Genomic DNA, 14409 nt, shown 5'->3' with positions numbered 1-14409 from the left:
TGAGGCGGGGCCGACACCACCCACCGGTGTCGGCCCCGCCTCGTGTCTCGTCCTGGCGTCCCTCGTCGGGAGATCTGCTACTCCCAGGTGGCGGTCGCGGGGTCCACTCCCTCAGACCTGGCGCTGGCGTCGATGACGTCCTTGAGCCAGGCCGCCAGCCCTGGCGCGCGCTTGTCGTAGTACCGGGCGTAGCGCTCGTCCGCAACGTAGCCGCGGGCGATGAGCACCTGCTTGGAGGTGGAGACCTCGAACCACCGGTTGAAGTCCTTGCGGTGCCACCGCGCCAGGGCATTGGCCTCGGGGCTGCCCGGCTTGACGCCGCTGCGCATCGCCTCGGCCAGCGCGGTCTCCAGAGCGACAGTCTCCTCGTGCGCCCGTTCCCAGTCGGCGCGAGACATCTGGGCCTTGCGCCGGTAGGACTCGGCCCAGTCCTCAGTGTCACCCCACTGGGCGTGGGCATCCTCGATATAGACGGGGTCCCAGTCGGTCCCCCAGATCTCCGCCATCTCAGCCACGGAGATCCTCGCTCCAGACTGATGGATCTCCATCACCATGTCGATCGAGTTGAGCATCTGCTGCAGGTGGGAGACCTGTCCTTGCACCAGCTCACGCTGACGGCGCAGGTGCGTCATGGCATCTGTCTCCGGCTCATCGAGGACCATCTTGATATCGGCCAGGTTCATGCCGGTCTGCCGGTAGACGAGGACCTGCTGGATGCGCATGATGTCTGCCTCGCAGTAGAGCCGGTAGCCGGCGGCACTGCGTCGGGATGGATGCACCAGACCGGTCTCGTCCCAGTGGTGCAGCGCCCTGACACTGACGCCCAGGAGCGTTGAGACCTCACCGACCGTCATGGCGATGTCCGCGTCACCCGCTGCTGCGTTGACCGCAGTATCAACAGCCGTGCCACGCCTCCCGGCTCCGTCGTGCTCCTGCTCGGAATCCGTCACCGTGTCTCCTTTGTCAGCCTTTGTCCTGTCTGGTGAGTGTCCTGGTACGTGTCGTCCACATTGGTACCTCACGCAACGGGAGGGTCAAGTCCTCGCGCTCACAACGAGGTTATCCACAGGCAGCCGGTTCCCTGTGGCGCTCAGAGCGAGGAGAGTCTCAGGATGGCGTATGGCTCATTTCGTTCCGGTACCGGGTCATGCCGCCGTGGCCCATCTGTCCGCCCGGCCCCTCTCCCCCGTGATGAGCGCTCTGCCTCCTCAGGACATGCAGGTGCTGCGGTGCGACGGGCTCGATTCCCGGCTGCTGGTCAGTGTCCTGGGCAGTCTGCAACCGGCCGATCTTCTGCACTCGGTCGAGGGACGCATGCGGGCCGTCGCCACCGCCATGCCCTGTCAGGGCGTGCTTCTGGCGAGCACCGCCCTGTGGGTGCATGTCGGCGGGCCGCCGCCCGGCATCTTGGAGGTCTGTCTGCCCGGAGGACGTCGAAGTCGGCTGTCCTACCTGGTGACCAGGCGAGGGAGGCTGCCCCGCTGCGACACCACCGTGATCGACGGCGTCACCTGCGCCACCATCGCTCGGGCCGCCGTCGACATCGCCCGCCTGGGACCACCGGTGGATGCCGTCCAGGCCATCATGACCGCCCGTGACCACGACGTCAGCCGAGTCCAGCTGCTGCTCACACTCAACCACTGCCGGGGAGCGGCCAGCCGAGGCTGTCCCCGGGCGCAGCGCATCATCGAGGCGGTCATACCGAAGGCGTCATAGGTACTTCCTAGGTACTTCGGCCAGGGCGGCACCACGGTGTCAACCGGAGCGGCGGGCTGCAGACAGGCTCCTGCGGGCCTCGAAGACGCCGTCAATACGCCGCAGGGCCGCCAGCGTGTGGTCCAGGTGCCCGACCTCCGCCAGCTCGACGACGAACCGGCCGGTGACGACCCGGTCGCGGCTGGTGGCGATGTTGGCACTCATGAGGTTGACGTGACTGTCCGCCAGCGCCCGGGTGACGTCGGCGAGCAGCCCCCCGCGATCGAGGGCCTCGACCTCTACCTGGACCAGGTAGGCGGACTGGGCGTGATCCGCCCAGGACACGGTGATGAGCCGCTCGGGCTCGCGCTGGAGCTGGTCGACGTTCTGGCAGTCGGCCCGGTGAACCGAGACGCCCGAGCCCCTGGTGATGAAGCCGACGATGGGGTCGCCCGGCATGGGCGTGCAGCAGCGCGCCAGCTTCACGTAGACATCGCCCTCATCCATGCCGGCCACGACGACTCCGGCGTCGGCCGTGCGCGTACGCCGGTGCGCCGTCGCCCGGGTGGGCAGAACCCCCTCGGCGAGGGTCTCCTCGGCGCCGTCCTCCCCGCCCATGGTAGTGACCAGGGTGTCGACGACGTGCTGGGCGGAGACATGTCCCTGGCCCACAGCCGCGTAGAGGCCGTCGATGTCGACCTTGTCCAGGGTCTTGGCCACGTTCATGAGGGTCTCGTGACTCATGAGACGCTGGATGGGCAGGTTCTGCTTGCGCAGGGTTCGGGCGATGGCGCCCTTGCCCTCCTCAATGGCCTCCTCGCGGCGCTCCTTGGAGAACCAGGAGCGGATCTTGTTGCGGGCGCGGGTGGAGGCGACGAAGCTGAGCCAGTCCCGGGAGGGGCCCGCGTTGATGGCCTTGGAGGTGAAGACCTCCACCGTGTCGCCGTTCTCCAGGCGCGTGTCCAGGGGCACCAGACGGCTGTTGACGCGTGCCCCCACGGTGCGGTGCCCCACCTCGGTATGCACGGCGTAGGCGAAGTCAACAGGGGTGGCCCCCGCGGGGAGGGCTCGGACATCGCCCTTGGGGGTGAAGACGTAGACCTGGTCGCCGGCCATCTCGTAGCGCAGGGCGTCGAGGAACTCGGAGGGGTCCTGGGTCTCCTGCTGCCAGTCGACGAGCTGGCGCAGCCAGCCCATGTCGCCCTGGTCGGAGCCCCCGGGCCTGCCCCCCAGCGCGCTGGGCCCCTGGGCATTGGGGTCCTCCTTGTAGCGCCAGTGCGCGGCCACGCCGTACTCGGCCATACGGTGCATCTCATGGGTACGGATCTGGATCTCCACCGGCTTACCGCCCGGCCCCACGACCGTGGTGTGCAGCGACTGGTAGAGGTTGAACTTGGGGACGGCGATGTAGTCCTTGAAGCGCCCGCTCATAGGGGTCCAGCGCGAGTGCAGGGAGCCGAGCACCGCGTAGCAGTCCTGGACGGTATCGACGATGACTCGCACCGCCACCAGGTCGTAGATGTCGTCGAAGTCCTTACCCCGCACGATCATCTTCTGGTAGATCGAGTAGTAGTGCTTGGGCCGACCGGTAACGGCACCCTTGATCTTGTTGACCCGCAGGTCCTCCTCGATCTGGAGACGCACCTGGCGCAGGTACTCCTCGCGGGCCGGGGCCCGCTCGGCCACCATGTGCTCGATCTCCTCGTAGACGCCGGGATAGAGGGCCTTGAAGGAACGGTCCTCCAGCTCCCACTTGATCGTGTTCATCCCCAGCCGGTGAGCGAGCGGCGCGTAGATCTCCAGAGTCTCCTTGGCCTTGCGCGCGGCGTTCTCCGCGGAGACGTACTTCCAGGTACGGGCGTTGTGGAGGCGGTCGCCGAGCTTGATGACCAGGACCCGGATGTCCTTGGACATCGCGATGATCATCTTGCGCACGGTCTCAGCCTGAGCGGCCTCCCCGTACTGGAGCTTGTCGAGCTTGGTGACGCCATCGACGAGCAGCGTGATCTCGTCGCCGAAGTCGGCACGCAGGCGCTCAAGGGTGTAGTCGGTGTCCTCCACGGTGTCATGCAGAACTGCGGCCGCCAGGGTCTGGGCCGTCATACCGAGCTCGGCGAGGATCGTCGCCACGGCAACCGGATGAGTGATGTAGGGCTCTCCGGACTTACGACGCTGACCGGCATGGGCCTTCTCCGCGACCTCGTAGGCGCGCACGATAAGACTCGTGTCCGCCTTGGGGTGGTTGGCGCGCACCGCGCGCAGCAGCGGCTCGATAGCGGCCGGGGTGGAGTGTCCACGGGAGCCGAACCACGCCAGGCGGCTGCGCACACGCGAGCCGGGGACAACACTGTCACCTGACGTGTCTGGGGTGCTCTTCGTCTCCGTCATTGAGGCATCATATAGCGACCCGCGCACTGAGACCCGCCGGTGCTACCGGTAGGCGTGCGGTGTCGCGTCCTTCAGGAGCACGACACCGCACGAGAAACAGCCCCGGCTACCCGTCGAGCAGCAGGCCTTGCGACGAGCTGCAGCCTCAGAAGATGACGATGGAGTCGACCTCGCGGCCCTGAAGCTGGCGCCGCCCACCGAGGTCGGACAGCTCCAGGAGCATGCAGATGGCCGCCACCGAGGCGCCGGCCTGCTCAATGAGGGAGATAGATGCCGCAGCAGTTCCCCCGGTGGCCAGGACGTCGTCGATCACCAGGACCCGTGACCCCTGGGTGACGGTCTCGGGGCGCAGCTCCATACGAGCCGTGCCGTACTCGAGGGCGTAGTCGACACCGATGACCGGGCCGGGGAGCTTACCGCCCTTGCGCACGGTGATCATCCCGATACCGAGCCTGACCGCCAAGGGCGCCGCGAGGATAAAACCTCGTGACTCCAGGCCCGCCACCGCGTCGATCCGACCACGGTAGAGGTCCGCGAGCCCGTCGACGAGCTCGGTGAAGGCACCTCCGTCCGCGAGAAGCGGGGTGATGTCCCGGAAGAGCACCCCCGGCTCGGGGAAGTCTGGAATCTCCCGCAGGTGGCTTAAGACCAGCCTGGTCAAGGACTCGGGGACCGTCTCGGAGTAGGCCACAGAGGTGGTCATCTGCGCTTCTTCTTCCTCTTGGGCTGAGCCGCCACGCCGAGGTGGTGGCCGGGGGTGACGGGCGAGGCGGCCGGGGCCGCGTCTATCTTAGCCAGCTCCTCGACGTCGTCGCCCGCCTCCTCGCGCCGATGCTGACGCGCCGCCGAGACCTTGGCGGCCTGCTTCTTGATCGCCTTCTCACGTGAACGCAGATCCACCAGGAGCGGAGTTGCCAGGAAGATCGAGGAGAGGGTTCCCGCGATCATGCCGATGAACAGCGTCAGAGCGATGTCTCGCAGGGTTCCGGCCCCCAGAATGAAGGCGCCGACCACCAGCAACGACGCCACCGGGAGCACGCCGACCACGGAGGTGTTGATCGAGCGGATGAAGGTCTGGTTGACCGCGAGGTTCGCGAGCTCGGCGTAGGTGGAGCGGCTCTGGGACTCATAGCCCTGGGTGTTCTCACGGATCTTGTCGAAGACCACCACCGTGTCGTAGAGGGAGTACCCCAGGATCGTCAGTACACCGATGATCGTGGCCGGGGTGACCTCGAAACCGGACAGGGCGTAGATGCCCACCGTGACGACGACGTCGTGGCACAGTGCCAGCAACGCCGCCGCAGCCATCTTCCAGGTGCGGAAGTAGGCCCAGATGAGCAGTCCGACGAAGATGAAGAACAGGACCAGGCCGCGGGCGGCCTTCTTGGTGACGTCGGAGGACCAGGTCGGTCCCACGGTCGTGGCCGACACGTTGGAGGTGTCGGTCTTGTAGGCGGTGGCGAGCTCACCTGCCAGCGAGTCGAGGCGCTCCTTGCTCAGCTGGCTGGTCTGCACCCGCACCGAGGACGATCCCATGGTCGTCACCGAGGAGCCGGCGGTCAGGTCCTTCTTGGACAGGACGTCGTTGGCGGGGCGCTCCGAGGGTGAGGACAGCCCCGTCACGGTGATCTCGGAGCCACCCTTGAAGTCGATGCCCGGGGTGAGGCCCACGGTGGCCAGGAGCGTGGCCGACCCGGCGATGATGATGACCGCGATGAGGTACCAGATCCGTCGTCTGCCGACGAAGGGAATGGAGGTCTTGCCCGAGTAGAGCTCGTTACCGAGTGTGGCGAGAGACTTCACTTCGTCTCACCGTCCTTTCCGCCGTCGGCCGCGACATCGATCGCGTCGACCTCCCCCTGCTCCGCCGCCTCGTCGACGACGTCGTGCGTGTCATCCGAGTCGTCGTCGGCGTCGTCAGCGGCGACCTCGTCCGGGTTCTCGGAGGCCCGGCGGGCCTCGGCCTTGCGACGTGCCAGCGAGCCGGCCACGCGGTCGGCAACGGCCTCGCGCCCCTTGCCGTAGGTGGAGGACGTGGCCCCGAGGTGCTCGGGGTCGAGGCCGGAGAGTCGGTGACCCTCACCGAAGAAGCGGAAGCGGATGATCCACTCCATGAACGGGTGGGTGAAGAAGATGATGATGGTCAGGTCCACGCAGGTGGTCACACCCAGCGTGAACGCGAAGCCCTGCACTCCGCCGACGGCGAGGAAGTAGAGCACGATCGCGGCCACGAGGTTGACCGCGTCGGAGACGAGGATCGTACGCCTGGCGTGCTTCCACCCCTCGTCGATCGCCGTCCTGAGTGTCCGTCCCTGACGCACCTCGTCACGGACGCGTTCGAAGTAGATGATGAAGGAGTCCACCGTGATGCCGATGGAGATGATGAGGCCGGCCACACCCGCCAGGGACAGGCGATATCCCATGGTCGCGCTCAGCGCGGCGATGACCAGGTAGGTGCCGGCCGCGGCCACGGCCAGCGAGGCCACGGCCACCACCGCCAGGCCGCGGTACTGCCAGGCCAGGTAGAGGATGATGAGGCCGAAGCCGATGAGCCCGGCGATCAGACCGTTGCGCAGCTGCTCGGTCCCCAGCGTGGCGGAGATCTGCTGCTCGGACTGGACCGTGAAGCTCAGCGGCAGCGAGCCGAAGGAGAGCTGGTTCGCCAGGGTGTTGGCCTGGTTCTGGTTGAAGTTACCAGTGATCTGGACCCGGCCGTCGGTGATCGGCGAGTGGACGTCCTGGTTGAACCCGGAGGCCATGATGGTCAGCCCGTCCAGGACGATGGCGAACTGGGCCTTGTCCTGGTTGTTCTGGGCCTGCGGGTTCTGAGCGCCCTGGGCTCCCGCGGCACTCGCCTGGTCGCGGTAGGCCAGCAGCCGCTTGGACAGCTCGGAGAACTTCTTGGTGCCGTCGGGGTTGAAGGCCAGCGAGACGACCCACTTGTTGGTGGTCTGCCCCCGGGAGTCGGTCTCCAGACCCGAGTTGGCGCTCTTGAGCTCGGTGCCGGTGATATCGGCCGGGCCGAGGATGTAGGCGCCGTGCTGCTGAGAGCCCGCGTCCTTGGAGCAGGAGATGACGGCGACCTTGGGGTCCTGCGTCTGACCGGTGAGGTTCTTCGGATCAGAGCAGTCGGTCATGTAGCCGTCGTAGAGGAGCTTCTCAGTGATCCAGGAGTCCGAGGAGTTGTCCTGGGACGTGGCGGGCAGCGGGTCGGAGGAGATGACGCCGTCCTGGTTCACGTCCGCCAGCTGCTTGGCGATCTCCTCGGGTGTCCTGGGCTGCGCCGTGGACTGGGCCGTGGGCTGCGCGGAGGGGGTCGGCGTGGCGGTGGGCTGATCGCTCTCGCTCGAGCCCTCCTCGGTGCCTGCCGAGTCCTCCGCCGCCTGGGTCGCCTCCCCGCTGGCGCCCGAGTCGGGCTGAGCCTCGGCCTGGGCAGTGGGCTGGCCCGTCGGGGCCGGGGTTGCCGCACCGGAGGGGTTCTGGCTGGCGATGTTCTTAGCGGCCTGCTGGGCGCTGCCCGGCAGGATGCGGAGGACCGGCCGGAAGTACATGACGGCGGAGGTCCGCACCAGCTCCAGAGTGGCCTGGCTGGGCTTTCCGGGTAGCGAGACCACGATGTTCTGCCCGCCCTGGCGGGAGATCTGGGCCTCGGAGACACCGGAGGCGTCCACGCGCTGGCGGATCACCTCGATGGCCTGCTCGACGTCCTCGTCGCTGATGGCCGAGCCGTCGGAGGTCGTCGGCGTCAGAATGATCTGGGTGCCGCCTTCGAGGTCGAGGGCGAGGCCGGGCGTCAGCGACGCCTTGTGTCGCATGGTTCCCGCCACCAACGCACCGAAACCGATGATGATGACGAGGATGAACATCAGGAGGCGGCGCCCTGGGCGCTTTCGCTGCTTGCTGGACACGTGGTCCCTTCCTGGGGTGGGGGTGCTCGGGGCGTGGCCCGATGCAGGGGTGAGTGCGGGGTACTTGTCGGGGTGCAGGCGCTCCAAAGAGCCGGAGCGGTGGGCTCAGGGCTCAGGCGGGGCCTCCACGGGCGATTTCCCGGTCGCGCGTTGTCAGGACCGCGGGTCGGTCGCGTCCTGCTCCGGCTCCAGGGCCTCGTCGTCGGCCTGCTCGACGTCGCCCTCACTGTCCTCGTGGGCACCGGCCGAGCCGAAGGGGGGCTCCTCGATGGCAGCGATGGCCCGCTTGCTCCACAGGGTCTCATCGCCCAGAGGAGTGGCCAGAGTGACCACGTCACCGTCGACCTCCACCACCGTTCCGTAGAAGCCACCGATAGTACGCACCCAGCTTCCGGGCACCAGCCCCTTCTCGGTACGACGCCGCTGCTCCTCCTGCATCGCGCGCTGCCTACGGCTGACGAACCACATCATCAGGAGCATCCCGATGAGCATGATCCAGAGGAAATACGACGGCATGGAGGCTTCTCCGTTTCGACTAGGCAGTCTCGGCTGACGCAGACCCACGGCTGTCACAGGCCAGCGGTGGTGAGTCTAGGGCACGCGGGCCAGCACGTTCCCGATCGCTTGCGAGTGGTCGGGCACAAGTAGGTACCAACCGGTCACAAAATGATTACATTACCCGGTTGCCGGTCAGGAGAACAATGCCCCGTCCGCAGGGGGCTCAAGCCCCAGGTGGATGTAGGCCGCCGACGTGGCCGCCCGTCCCCGCGGAGTGCGTACGACCAGTCCTTCACGTACCAGGTAGGGCTCGGCCACGGTCTCCACCGTCTCAGGCTCCTCCCCCACGCTGACCGCCAGCGTCGTCAGCCCCACCGGGCCGCCACCGAACCGGGTGCACAGCGCCTCGAGCACCTGGCGATCAAGGCGGTCCAGCCCCAGGGCGTCGACCTCGAAGATGTCCAGGGCGCTGCGGGCCGCCGTGAGGTCGAGTCGGCCGGGCTGTCCGTGGACCTCCGCCCAGTCCTGGACCCGACGCAGCAGCCGGTTGGCGATACGGGGCGTGCCGCGTGAGCGCGAGGCCAGCTCCTCAGCGGCGTCCCTCTCAAGGCTCACGCCCAGCAGGCCCGCACTGCGCGTGAGGATCCGAGTGAGCTCACCCGGCCCGTAGTAGTCCAGGTGTCCGGTGAAGCCGAAGCGGTCCCGCAGCGGAGCGGGGAGCAGTCCCGCACGCGTCGTGGCGCCGACAACTGTGAAGGGGGGCAACGACAGGGGGATGGAGGTGGCGCCGGGTCCCTTTCCGACGACGATGTCGACCCGGAAGTCCTCCATCGCCAGGTAAAGCATCTCCTCGGCGGTTCGTGCCAGCCGGTGGATCTCGTCGATGAACAGCACGTCGCCCTCCTCCAGGGAGGATAGGATGGCGGCGAGGTCTCCGGCGTGCTGGATGGCCGGTCCTGAGGTCAGGCGCAGAGAGCCGTCCACCTCGGCGGCGATGATCATGGCCAGGGTGGTCTTGCCCAGCCCGGGTGGGCCGGACAGCAGAACGTGATCGGCCGTCACCCCGCGGGCCAGGGCCGAGCGCAGGACCACCGAGAGCTGACCGCGCACCACCTCCTGACCGGTGAAGTCCTCCAGACGCTTGGGTCTCAGGGCGGCCTCGGCGGCTCGCTCGGTGGCATCGGCTCCGCCGCCGACCAGACGCTCGTGGCCGTCCTGCCCCGTATCAGCCACGGTGCCCGCCTCCCAGCCACCTCAGTGAGGCCCGCAGCAAAGCCGCCATGTCCGGGTTCTCACCGGCCTCGGCGTAGTCAGCCTCGACGGCGGTCACGGCCTGACGGGCACTGGCCTCGTTCCAGCCGAGCTGAACCAGGGCGGCGACGACGTCGGCGTTGGGCTCCCCACCGTCCTCGGATGCCTCCGAGCTCTCTCGCCCGTGTGTCTGCGCACCCAGCACCGCCGTACCGAGATCGTCCCCCGTGACGGGGCCGAGCTTGTCGGCGACATCCAGAATGACACGCTGGGCGCCCTTGGGCCCGAGCCCGGGCACCCGGGTGAGAGCCGCGACGTCCTGAGAGGCGATGGCGCGCCTGAGCGTGTTGGGAGTGTGAACGGCCAGCATCGCCAGCGCCAGCTTGGCCCCGACCCCCTTGGCACTCATGAGGGTGCGGAAGCTGTCCCGCTCATCGACGTCGGCGAATCCGAACAGCGTCAATGAGTCCTCGCGGACAACCATCTCGGTGTGAACGAGGGTCTCCTCACCGACCCTGAGGCCTGACAGCGTGGCGGGCGTTGCCTGGAAGCTCATGCCGACGCCGCCGGTCTCGACGACGGCGCCAGTCAGGCCGACACTGAGGACAGTGCCGCGCAGCGAGGCGATCATGGGCAGCTTCTCCTGGTGATTCTCAGAGAGTTGAACCGATCCGGACAGAGTCGCGCAGGCTCCGAGGAGCTCGGAGAGACTCAGAACGGGCTCGGCCAGAGGGGCGGAACTCGAACAACTGTTCGGATCCTAACAGGCCTTCGCTGCCATCGGCGTCAGCGCCGCACCCGCCGCGGATCGACAGCACCGGTGCGCCGGGCCGCGGCCTGGGCGGCGGCCCACTGACGCTGAGCCGGCGTGCGGGCCGAGACACGGACCGCTCCCCCGGCGGAGACCATCTCGGTGGCGTCATCCGTCCCCGTCCCGCCTCCGCGCCAACCGTGGCAGATCGCCTGGGCCAGGGCGTCGGCGGCGTCTGCCGGCCGGGGCGGTGCGTCGAGGCCGAGGATGCGGGTGACCATGGCCTGGACCTGGGTCTTGTCTGCAGTCCCCGAGCCGGTGACGGCGGCCTTGGCCTCGCTGGGCGTGTGCTGAGCGACCTCCAGCCCCGCGCGCGCCGCAGTGGCCATCGCCGTACCCATCACCTGGGCGACCCCGATGACGGATCGCAGGTTGTCCTGGGCGAAGACCCGCTCGATGGAGACCACCGAGGGGCCCAGGCGAGCGATCCAGTCCTCGATGGCCTCGGTAATGGCCAGCAGTCGCAGCTCGGGGCTCTGCGAGGGCGGGGTGCGCACGACCCCGACCTCCACCAGCCGGACCTGGCGGCGGGGGTCGACATCCACGCATCCCAGCCCGCAACGGGTGAGCCCGGGATCGATCCCCAGCACCCGCTGCTGGGCGACAACGGCGCGCGCCGAACGCGGCCGGGGGCCCGCGGTAGCCAGAGGATCAGTCCTCGTCGTTGGCGAACTCGGCGGCCACCTCCGGGCTGAGATCCACAGAGGTGTAGACGTTCTGGACGTCGTCGGAGTCCTCCAGGGCGTCGATGAGGCGGAAGACCTTGCGGGCCCCGTCGACATCGACCTCGACCTTGGTTCCGGCGACGAACTGGACCTCGGCGGAGTCGTAGTCCATGCCGGCCTCCGTCAGAGCGGTGCGCACGGCGACGATGTCACTGGGCTCGGAGTAGATCTCGAAGGACTCCCCCATGTCCTCGACCTCTTCGGCACCGGCGTCCAGGACGGCCATGAGGATGGAGTCCTCGTCCACGCCGTCGGCCTTGGCCACCTCGACGACGCCCTTGCGGGTGAAGTTGTAGGCCACCGAGCCGGGGTCGGCCAGGTTGCCGCCGTTGCGGGAGAAGGCGACGCGCACGTCGGAGGCTGCTCGGTTGCGGTTGTCGGTGAGGCACTCGACGAGGAAGGCGACGCCACCGGGGCCGTAGCCCTCGTACATGATGGTCTGCCAGTCGGCCCCACCGGCCTCCTCACCGCTGCCGCGCTTGACGGCTCGGGTGATGTTGTCCGCCGGCACGGAGTTCTTCTTCGCCTTCTGGATGGCGTCGAACAGGGTGGGGTTGCCGGTCGGGTCACCGCCGCCGGTACGGGCGGCGACCTCGATGTTCTTGATGAGGCGTGCGAAGAGCTTGCCGCGCTTGGCGTCGATGGCGGCCTTCTTGTGCTTGGTGGTGGCCCACTTGGAGTGACCCGACATATGTGCTCCTTGGGAGTCGATGATGGAGACGCTGCCGGACCTGCTCAGGCCCGGCGCGTCACCATGGAGACGAAGACGTCGTGGACCCGGTGGTCGCCGCCGACCTCCGGGTGGAAGGACGTGGCGAGCAGGGTCCCTTGACGAACCGCGACGATCCTACCGCCGTCGGCCCCGCTGGCCCCAGCCGCGCGTCCTGCGCGGGTCGTGGCGAGGATCTCGACGTCCGAGCCCACCTCCTCCACCCAGGGCGCTCGGATGAAGACGGCGTGCAGCGGCCGGTCCTTGTCCGCGCCCAGCTCCGGGGCGACAAGGTCCTCCTCGTAGGAGTCGACCTGGCGGCCGAAGGCGTTGCGGCGCACGGTCATGTCGATGCCGCCCAGGAAGGGCTGCCTCTCCTCCGCACCCTCGACACGGTCGGCCAGCATGATCATTCCGGCGCACGATCCGTAGGCGGGCAGGCCCGCGCCGATCAGCTCGCGCAGGGGCTCGAGCATGCCGAAGGCGACCAGCAACGTGCTCATCGTCGTCGACTCCCCGCCGGGGATCACCAGACCGTCGAGCCGGTCGCCAGGAGCGTCGCCCAGGTCGGTGGCGCGGCGTACGACGACGGGGCGCGCGCCCGCGGCCTCCAGGGCCAAGGAGTGCTCCCGTACGTCACCCTGAAGCGCCAGGACACCGATCGCAGGGCGGGCGTCGGCCGGTGCGGGCGCGGGGAAGAGCGCCCGCGGATGGCGCACATCCATCGTGTGGGCCAGGCGGTAGGGGCGGTTCGATTCAGTCATTGGGGTCCTTGGAGGTCGGTACGGGAGGCCGGTGGGCAGAGAGCTCGGCCAGGACCTCGGCGTCCACCGGATCGGTGAAGTCGATCGGCTCACCGCTCCACCCGGCGGCGAGCTCACGTGCGAGCACCGGCAGACGCACCGGGTAGATCTCCCGACCTCGTTCCTGGGCGACCCGCAGGTCATGGGGGCTCCACCAGGAGATCGAGTCGACGACATCGCGTTCCAGATCGGTCCAGTCCTCCTTGCCAACAGGGCACCTGGTCGGCAGGCGCAGAAGGAAGAAGAGCTCGTCCTGACGGCAGGTGACGGAGGCGAAGCGGAAGATCGCCTCCCGGTGGGCGACGGGGCCTTCGAGATCGACGGGGGCGACGTCAATCCCGGACTCCTCGGCCAGCTCGCGCACGGCTCCGGCGCGCGGGTCCTCGCCGGGGCGGAGCCCTCCTCCCGGGGTGAAGACCCAGGTGTGATCCGGGTTGGCGGCGTCGTGCCCCACCAGGAGCAGCATGTCGGCGTCCCGGGTGACGACCAGGACCCGCGCAGCCGTTCTGAAGGGCAGACCGTCGTCGCCCAGGCGCCACTCGGAGCTGTCGAGGTGCTGGTCCCAGTCCTCGGGGACCAGCACCGGGTGACGACTCGGAGCGGGAGCAGCGCAGTCCGGGGACCGGCTCACCAGCCGCGTTCCGCGAGCCGGTGCGGCTCGGGGATCTCGTCGACGTTGATCCCGACCATCGCCTCGCCCAGGCCGCGTGAGACCTCGGCGATGACGTCGGGATCGTCGAACTGGGCGGTGGCGCGGACGATGGCGGCGGCGCGCTTGGCGGGGTCACCGGACTTGAAGATGCCCGAGCCCACGAACACGCCCTCGGCACCCATCTGCATCATCATGGCGGCGTCAGCCGGGGTGGCGATGCCGCCGGCGGTGAACAGGACGACGGGTAGGTGCCCGGTGCGGGCGACCTCGGCGACGAGCTCGTACGGCGCAGCGAGCTCCTTGGCGGCCACGTAGAGCTCATCCTCAGGAAGGGAGGTCAGACGGCGGATCTCGTCGCGAATGGTGCGCATATGCGTCACCGCGTTGGAGACGTCGCCGGTGCCGGCCTCTCCCTTGGAGCGGATCATGGCCGCGCCCTCGGTGATGCGGCGCAGCGCCTCACCCAGGTTGGTGGCTCCGCAGACGAAGGGGACCGTGAAGGCCTGCTTGTCGATGTGGTGGGCGTAGTCGGCCGGGGTCAGGACCTCGGACTCGTCGATGTAGTCCACGCCGAGGCTCTGGAGCACCTGGGCCTCCACGAAGTGACCGATGCGGGCCTTGGCCATGACCGGGATGGAGACGGCCTCGATGATGCCGGTGATGAGGTCGGGATCGCTCATCCGCGCCACGCCGCCCTGAGCGCGAATGTCCGCAGGGACGCGCTCGAGAGCCATGACGGCGACGGCACCCGCGTCCTGGGCGATACGGGCCTGCTCAGGTGTGACGACATCCATGATGACGCCGCCCTTGAGCATGTCCGCCATGCCGCGCTTGACGGTGAGGGTGCCGGTGCTGGGAGTGGTCTGCTCTGTACTCAATCGTGATCCTCGGTCCGTGAGCCGTCGGTCGTGTCCACGCCGGAGCAGGACCGACGGCTCCGTGAAAAGATGCTGACGCTGCGCATGCTAC

Annotated in this window: 14 protein-coding genes; 1 reads left to right on the top strand and 13 read right to left on the bottom strand. The window is 68.3% G+C overall.

Annotation, left to right across the window (positions count from 1 at the left end; translation table 11 throughout):
* Positions 1-77 precede the first annotated feature (77 nt).
* Entirely contained in the window at positions 78-950 is an 873-nt protein-coding gene (locus BKH33_RS01650) for a MerR family transcriptional regulator (RefSeq protein ID WP_003780374.1), read from the bottom strand.
* A gap of 169 nt (positions 951-1119) precedes the next feature.
* Here BKH33_RS01650 and BKH33_RS01645 point away from each other — a divergent pair, with 169 nt between their 5' ends.
* Positions 1120-1716 (top strand): hypothetical protein, encoded by a 597-nt coding sequence (locus BKH33_RS01645; RefSeq protein ID WP_003780369.1) that lies wholly within the window; start codon positions 1120-1122, stop codon positions 1714-1716.
* Positions 1717-1755: 39 nt separating this feature from the next.
* Here BKH33_RS01645 and BKH33_RS01640 read toward each other — a convergent pair whose 3' ends face one another.
* From BKH33_RS01640 to pdxS, 12 genes are all read right to left on the bottom strand, one after another.
* Complete coding sequence (locus BKH33_RS01640) at positions 1756-4083, bottom strand: RelA/SpoT family protein (protein ID WP_076067197.1); 2328 nt, start codon at positions 4081-4083, stop codon at positions 1756-1758.
* 145 nt (positions 4084-4228) lie between these two features.
* Positions 4229-4786, bottom strand: coding sequence for an adenine phosphoribosyltransferase (locus tag BKH33_RS01635; protein WP_003785806.1), 558 nt, complete (start codon positions 4784-4786; stop codon positions 4229-4231).
* Positions 4783-5886, bottom strand: coding sequence for a protein translocase subunit SecF (secF, locus tag BKH33_RS01630; protein WP_003785814.1), 1104 nt, complete (start codon positions 5884-5886; stop codon positions 4783-4785). Before secF ends, BKH33_RS01635 begins: the two co-directional genes overlap by 4 nt.
* Positions 5883-7991, bottom strand: a complete 2109-nt coding sequence (secD, locus tag BKH33_RS01625; RefSeq protein ID WP_003785780.1) for a protein translocase subunit SecD — start codon at positions 7989-7991, stop codon at positions 5883-5885. Before secD ends, secF begins: the two co-directional genes overlap by 4 nt.
* A 153-nt stretch (positions 7992-8144) precedes the next feature.
* Positions 8145-8507 carry a preprotein translocase subunit YajC gene (locus BKH33_RS01620; RefSeq protein WP_003785796.1) on the bottom strand — a complete coding sequence of 121 codons (363 nt, stop codon included), beginning with the start codon at positions 8505-8507 and terminating at the stop codon, positions 8145-8147.
* Positions 8508-8681: 174 nt separating this feature from the next.
* Positions 8682-9722, bottom strand: a complete 1041-nt coding sequence (gene ruvB / locus BKH33_RS01615; protein ID WP_003785764.1) for a Holliday junction branch migration DNA helicase RuvB — start codon at positions 9720-9722, stop codon at positions 8682-8684.
* A complete protein-coding gene (gene ruvA, locus BKH33_RS01610; protein WP_003785768.1) occupies positions 9715-10371 on the bottom strand; it encodes a Holliday junction branch migration protein RuvA in 657 nt (218 codons plus the stop codon). The genes ruvB and ruvA overlap by 8 nt, the downstream gene beginning before the upstream one ends.
* 155 nt (positions 10372-10526) lie before the next feature.
* Positions 10527-11141 (bottom strand): crossover junction endodeoxyribonuclease RuvC, encoded by a 615-nt coding sequence (gene ruvC, locus BKH33_RS01605; RefSeq protein ID WP_003785759.1) that lies wholly within the window; start codon positions 11139-11141, stop codon positions 10527-10529.
* Between the two features lie 61 nt (positions 11142-11202).
* Positions 11203-11967 carry a YebC/PmpR family DNA-binding transcriptional regulator gene (locus BKH33_RS01600; protein ID WP_003785774.1) on the bottom strand — a complete coding sequence of 255 codons (765 nt, stop codon included), beginning with the start codon at positions 11965-11967 and terminating at the stop codon, positions 11203-11205.
* A 44-nt stretch (positions 11968-12011) separates the two neighbouring features.
* Complete coding sequence (gene pdxT, locus BKH33_RS01595) at positions 12012-12749, bottom strand: pyridoxal 5'-phosphate synthase glutaminase subunit PdxT (protein ID WP_003785794.1); 738 nt, start codon at positions 12747-12749, stop codon at positions 12012-12014.
* A complete protein-coding gene (locus BKH33_RS01590; protein WP_003785804.1) occupies positions 12742-13371 on the bottom strand; it encodes an NUDIX hydrolase in 630 nt (209 codons plus the stop codon). Before BKH33_RS01590 ends, pdxT begins: the two co-directional genes overlap by 8 nt.
* 44 nt (positions 13372-13415) lie before the next feature.
* Positions 13416-14318 carry a pyridoxal 5'-phosphate synthase lyase subunit PdxS gene (gene pdxS / locus BKH33_RS01585; RefSeq protein ID WP_003785789.1) on the bottom strand — a complete coding sequence of 301 codons (903 nt, stop codon included), beginning with the start codon at positions 14316-14318 and terminating at the stop codon, positions 13416-13418.
* Between the last annotated feature and the right edge of the window lie 91 nt (positions 14319-14409).

It is taken from the genome of Actinomyces naeslundii (assembly GCF_001956585.1).
In the GTDB taxonomy this organism is placed as follows: domain Bacteria; phylum Actinomycetota; class Actinomycetes; order Actinomycetales; family Actinomycetaceae; genus Actinomyces; species Actinomyces naeslundii.
The sequence above is the reverse complement of the archived record's forward strand: the minus strand, read 5'-3'. Positions and strand labels throughout refer to the sequence as shown.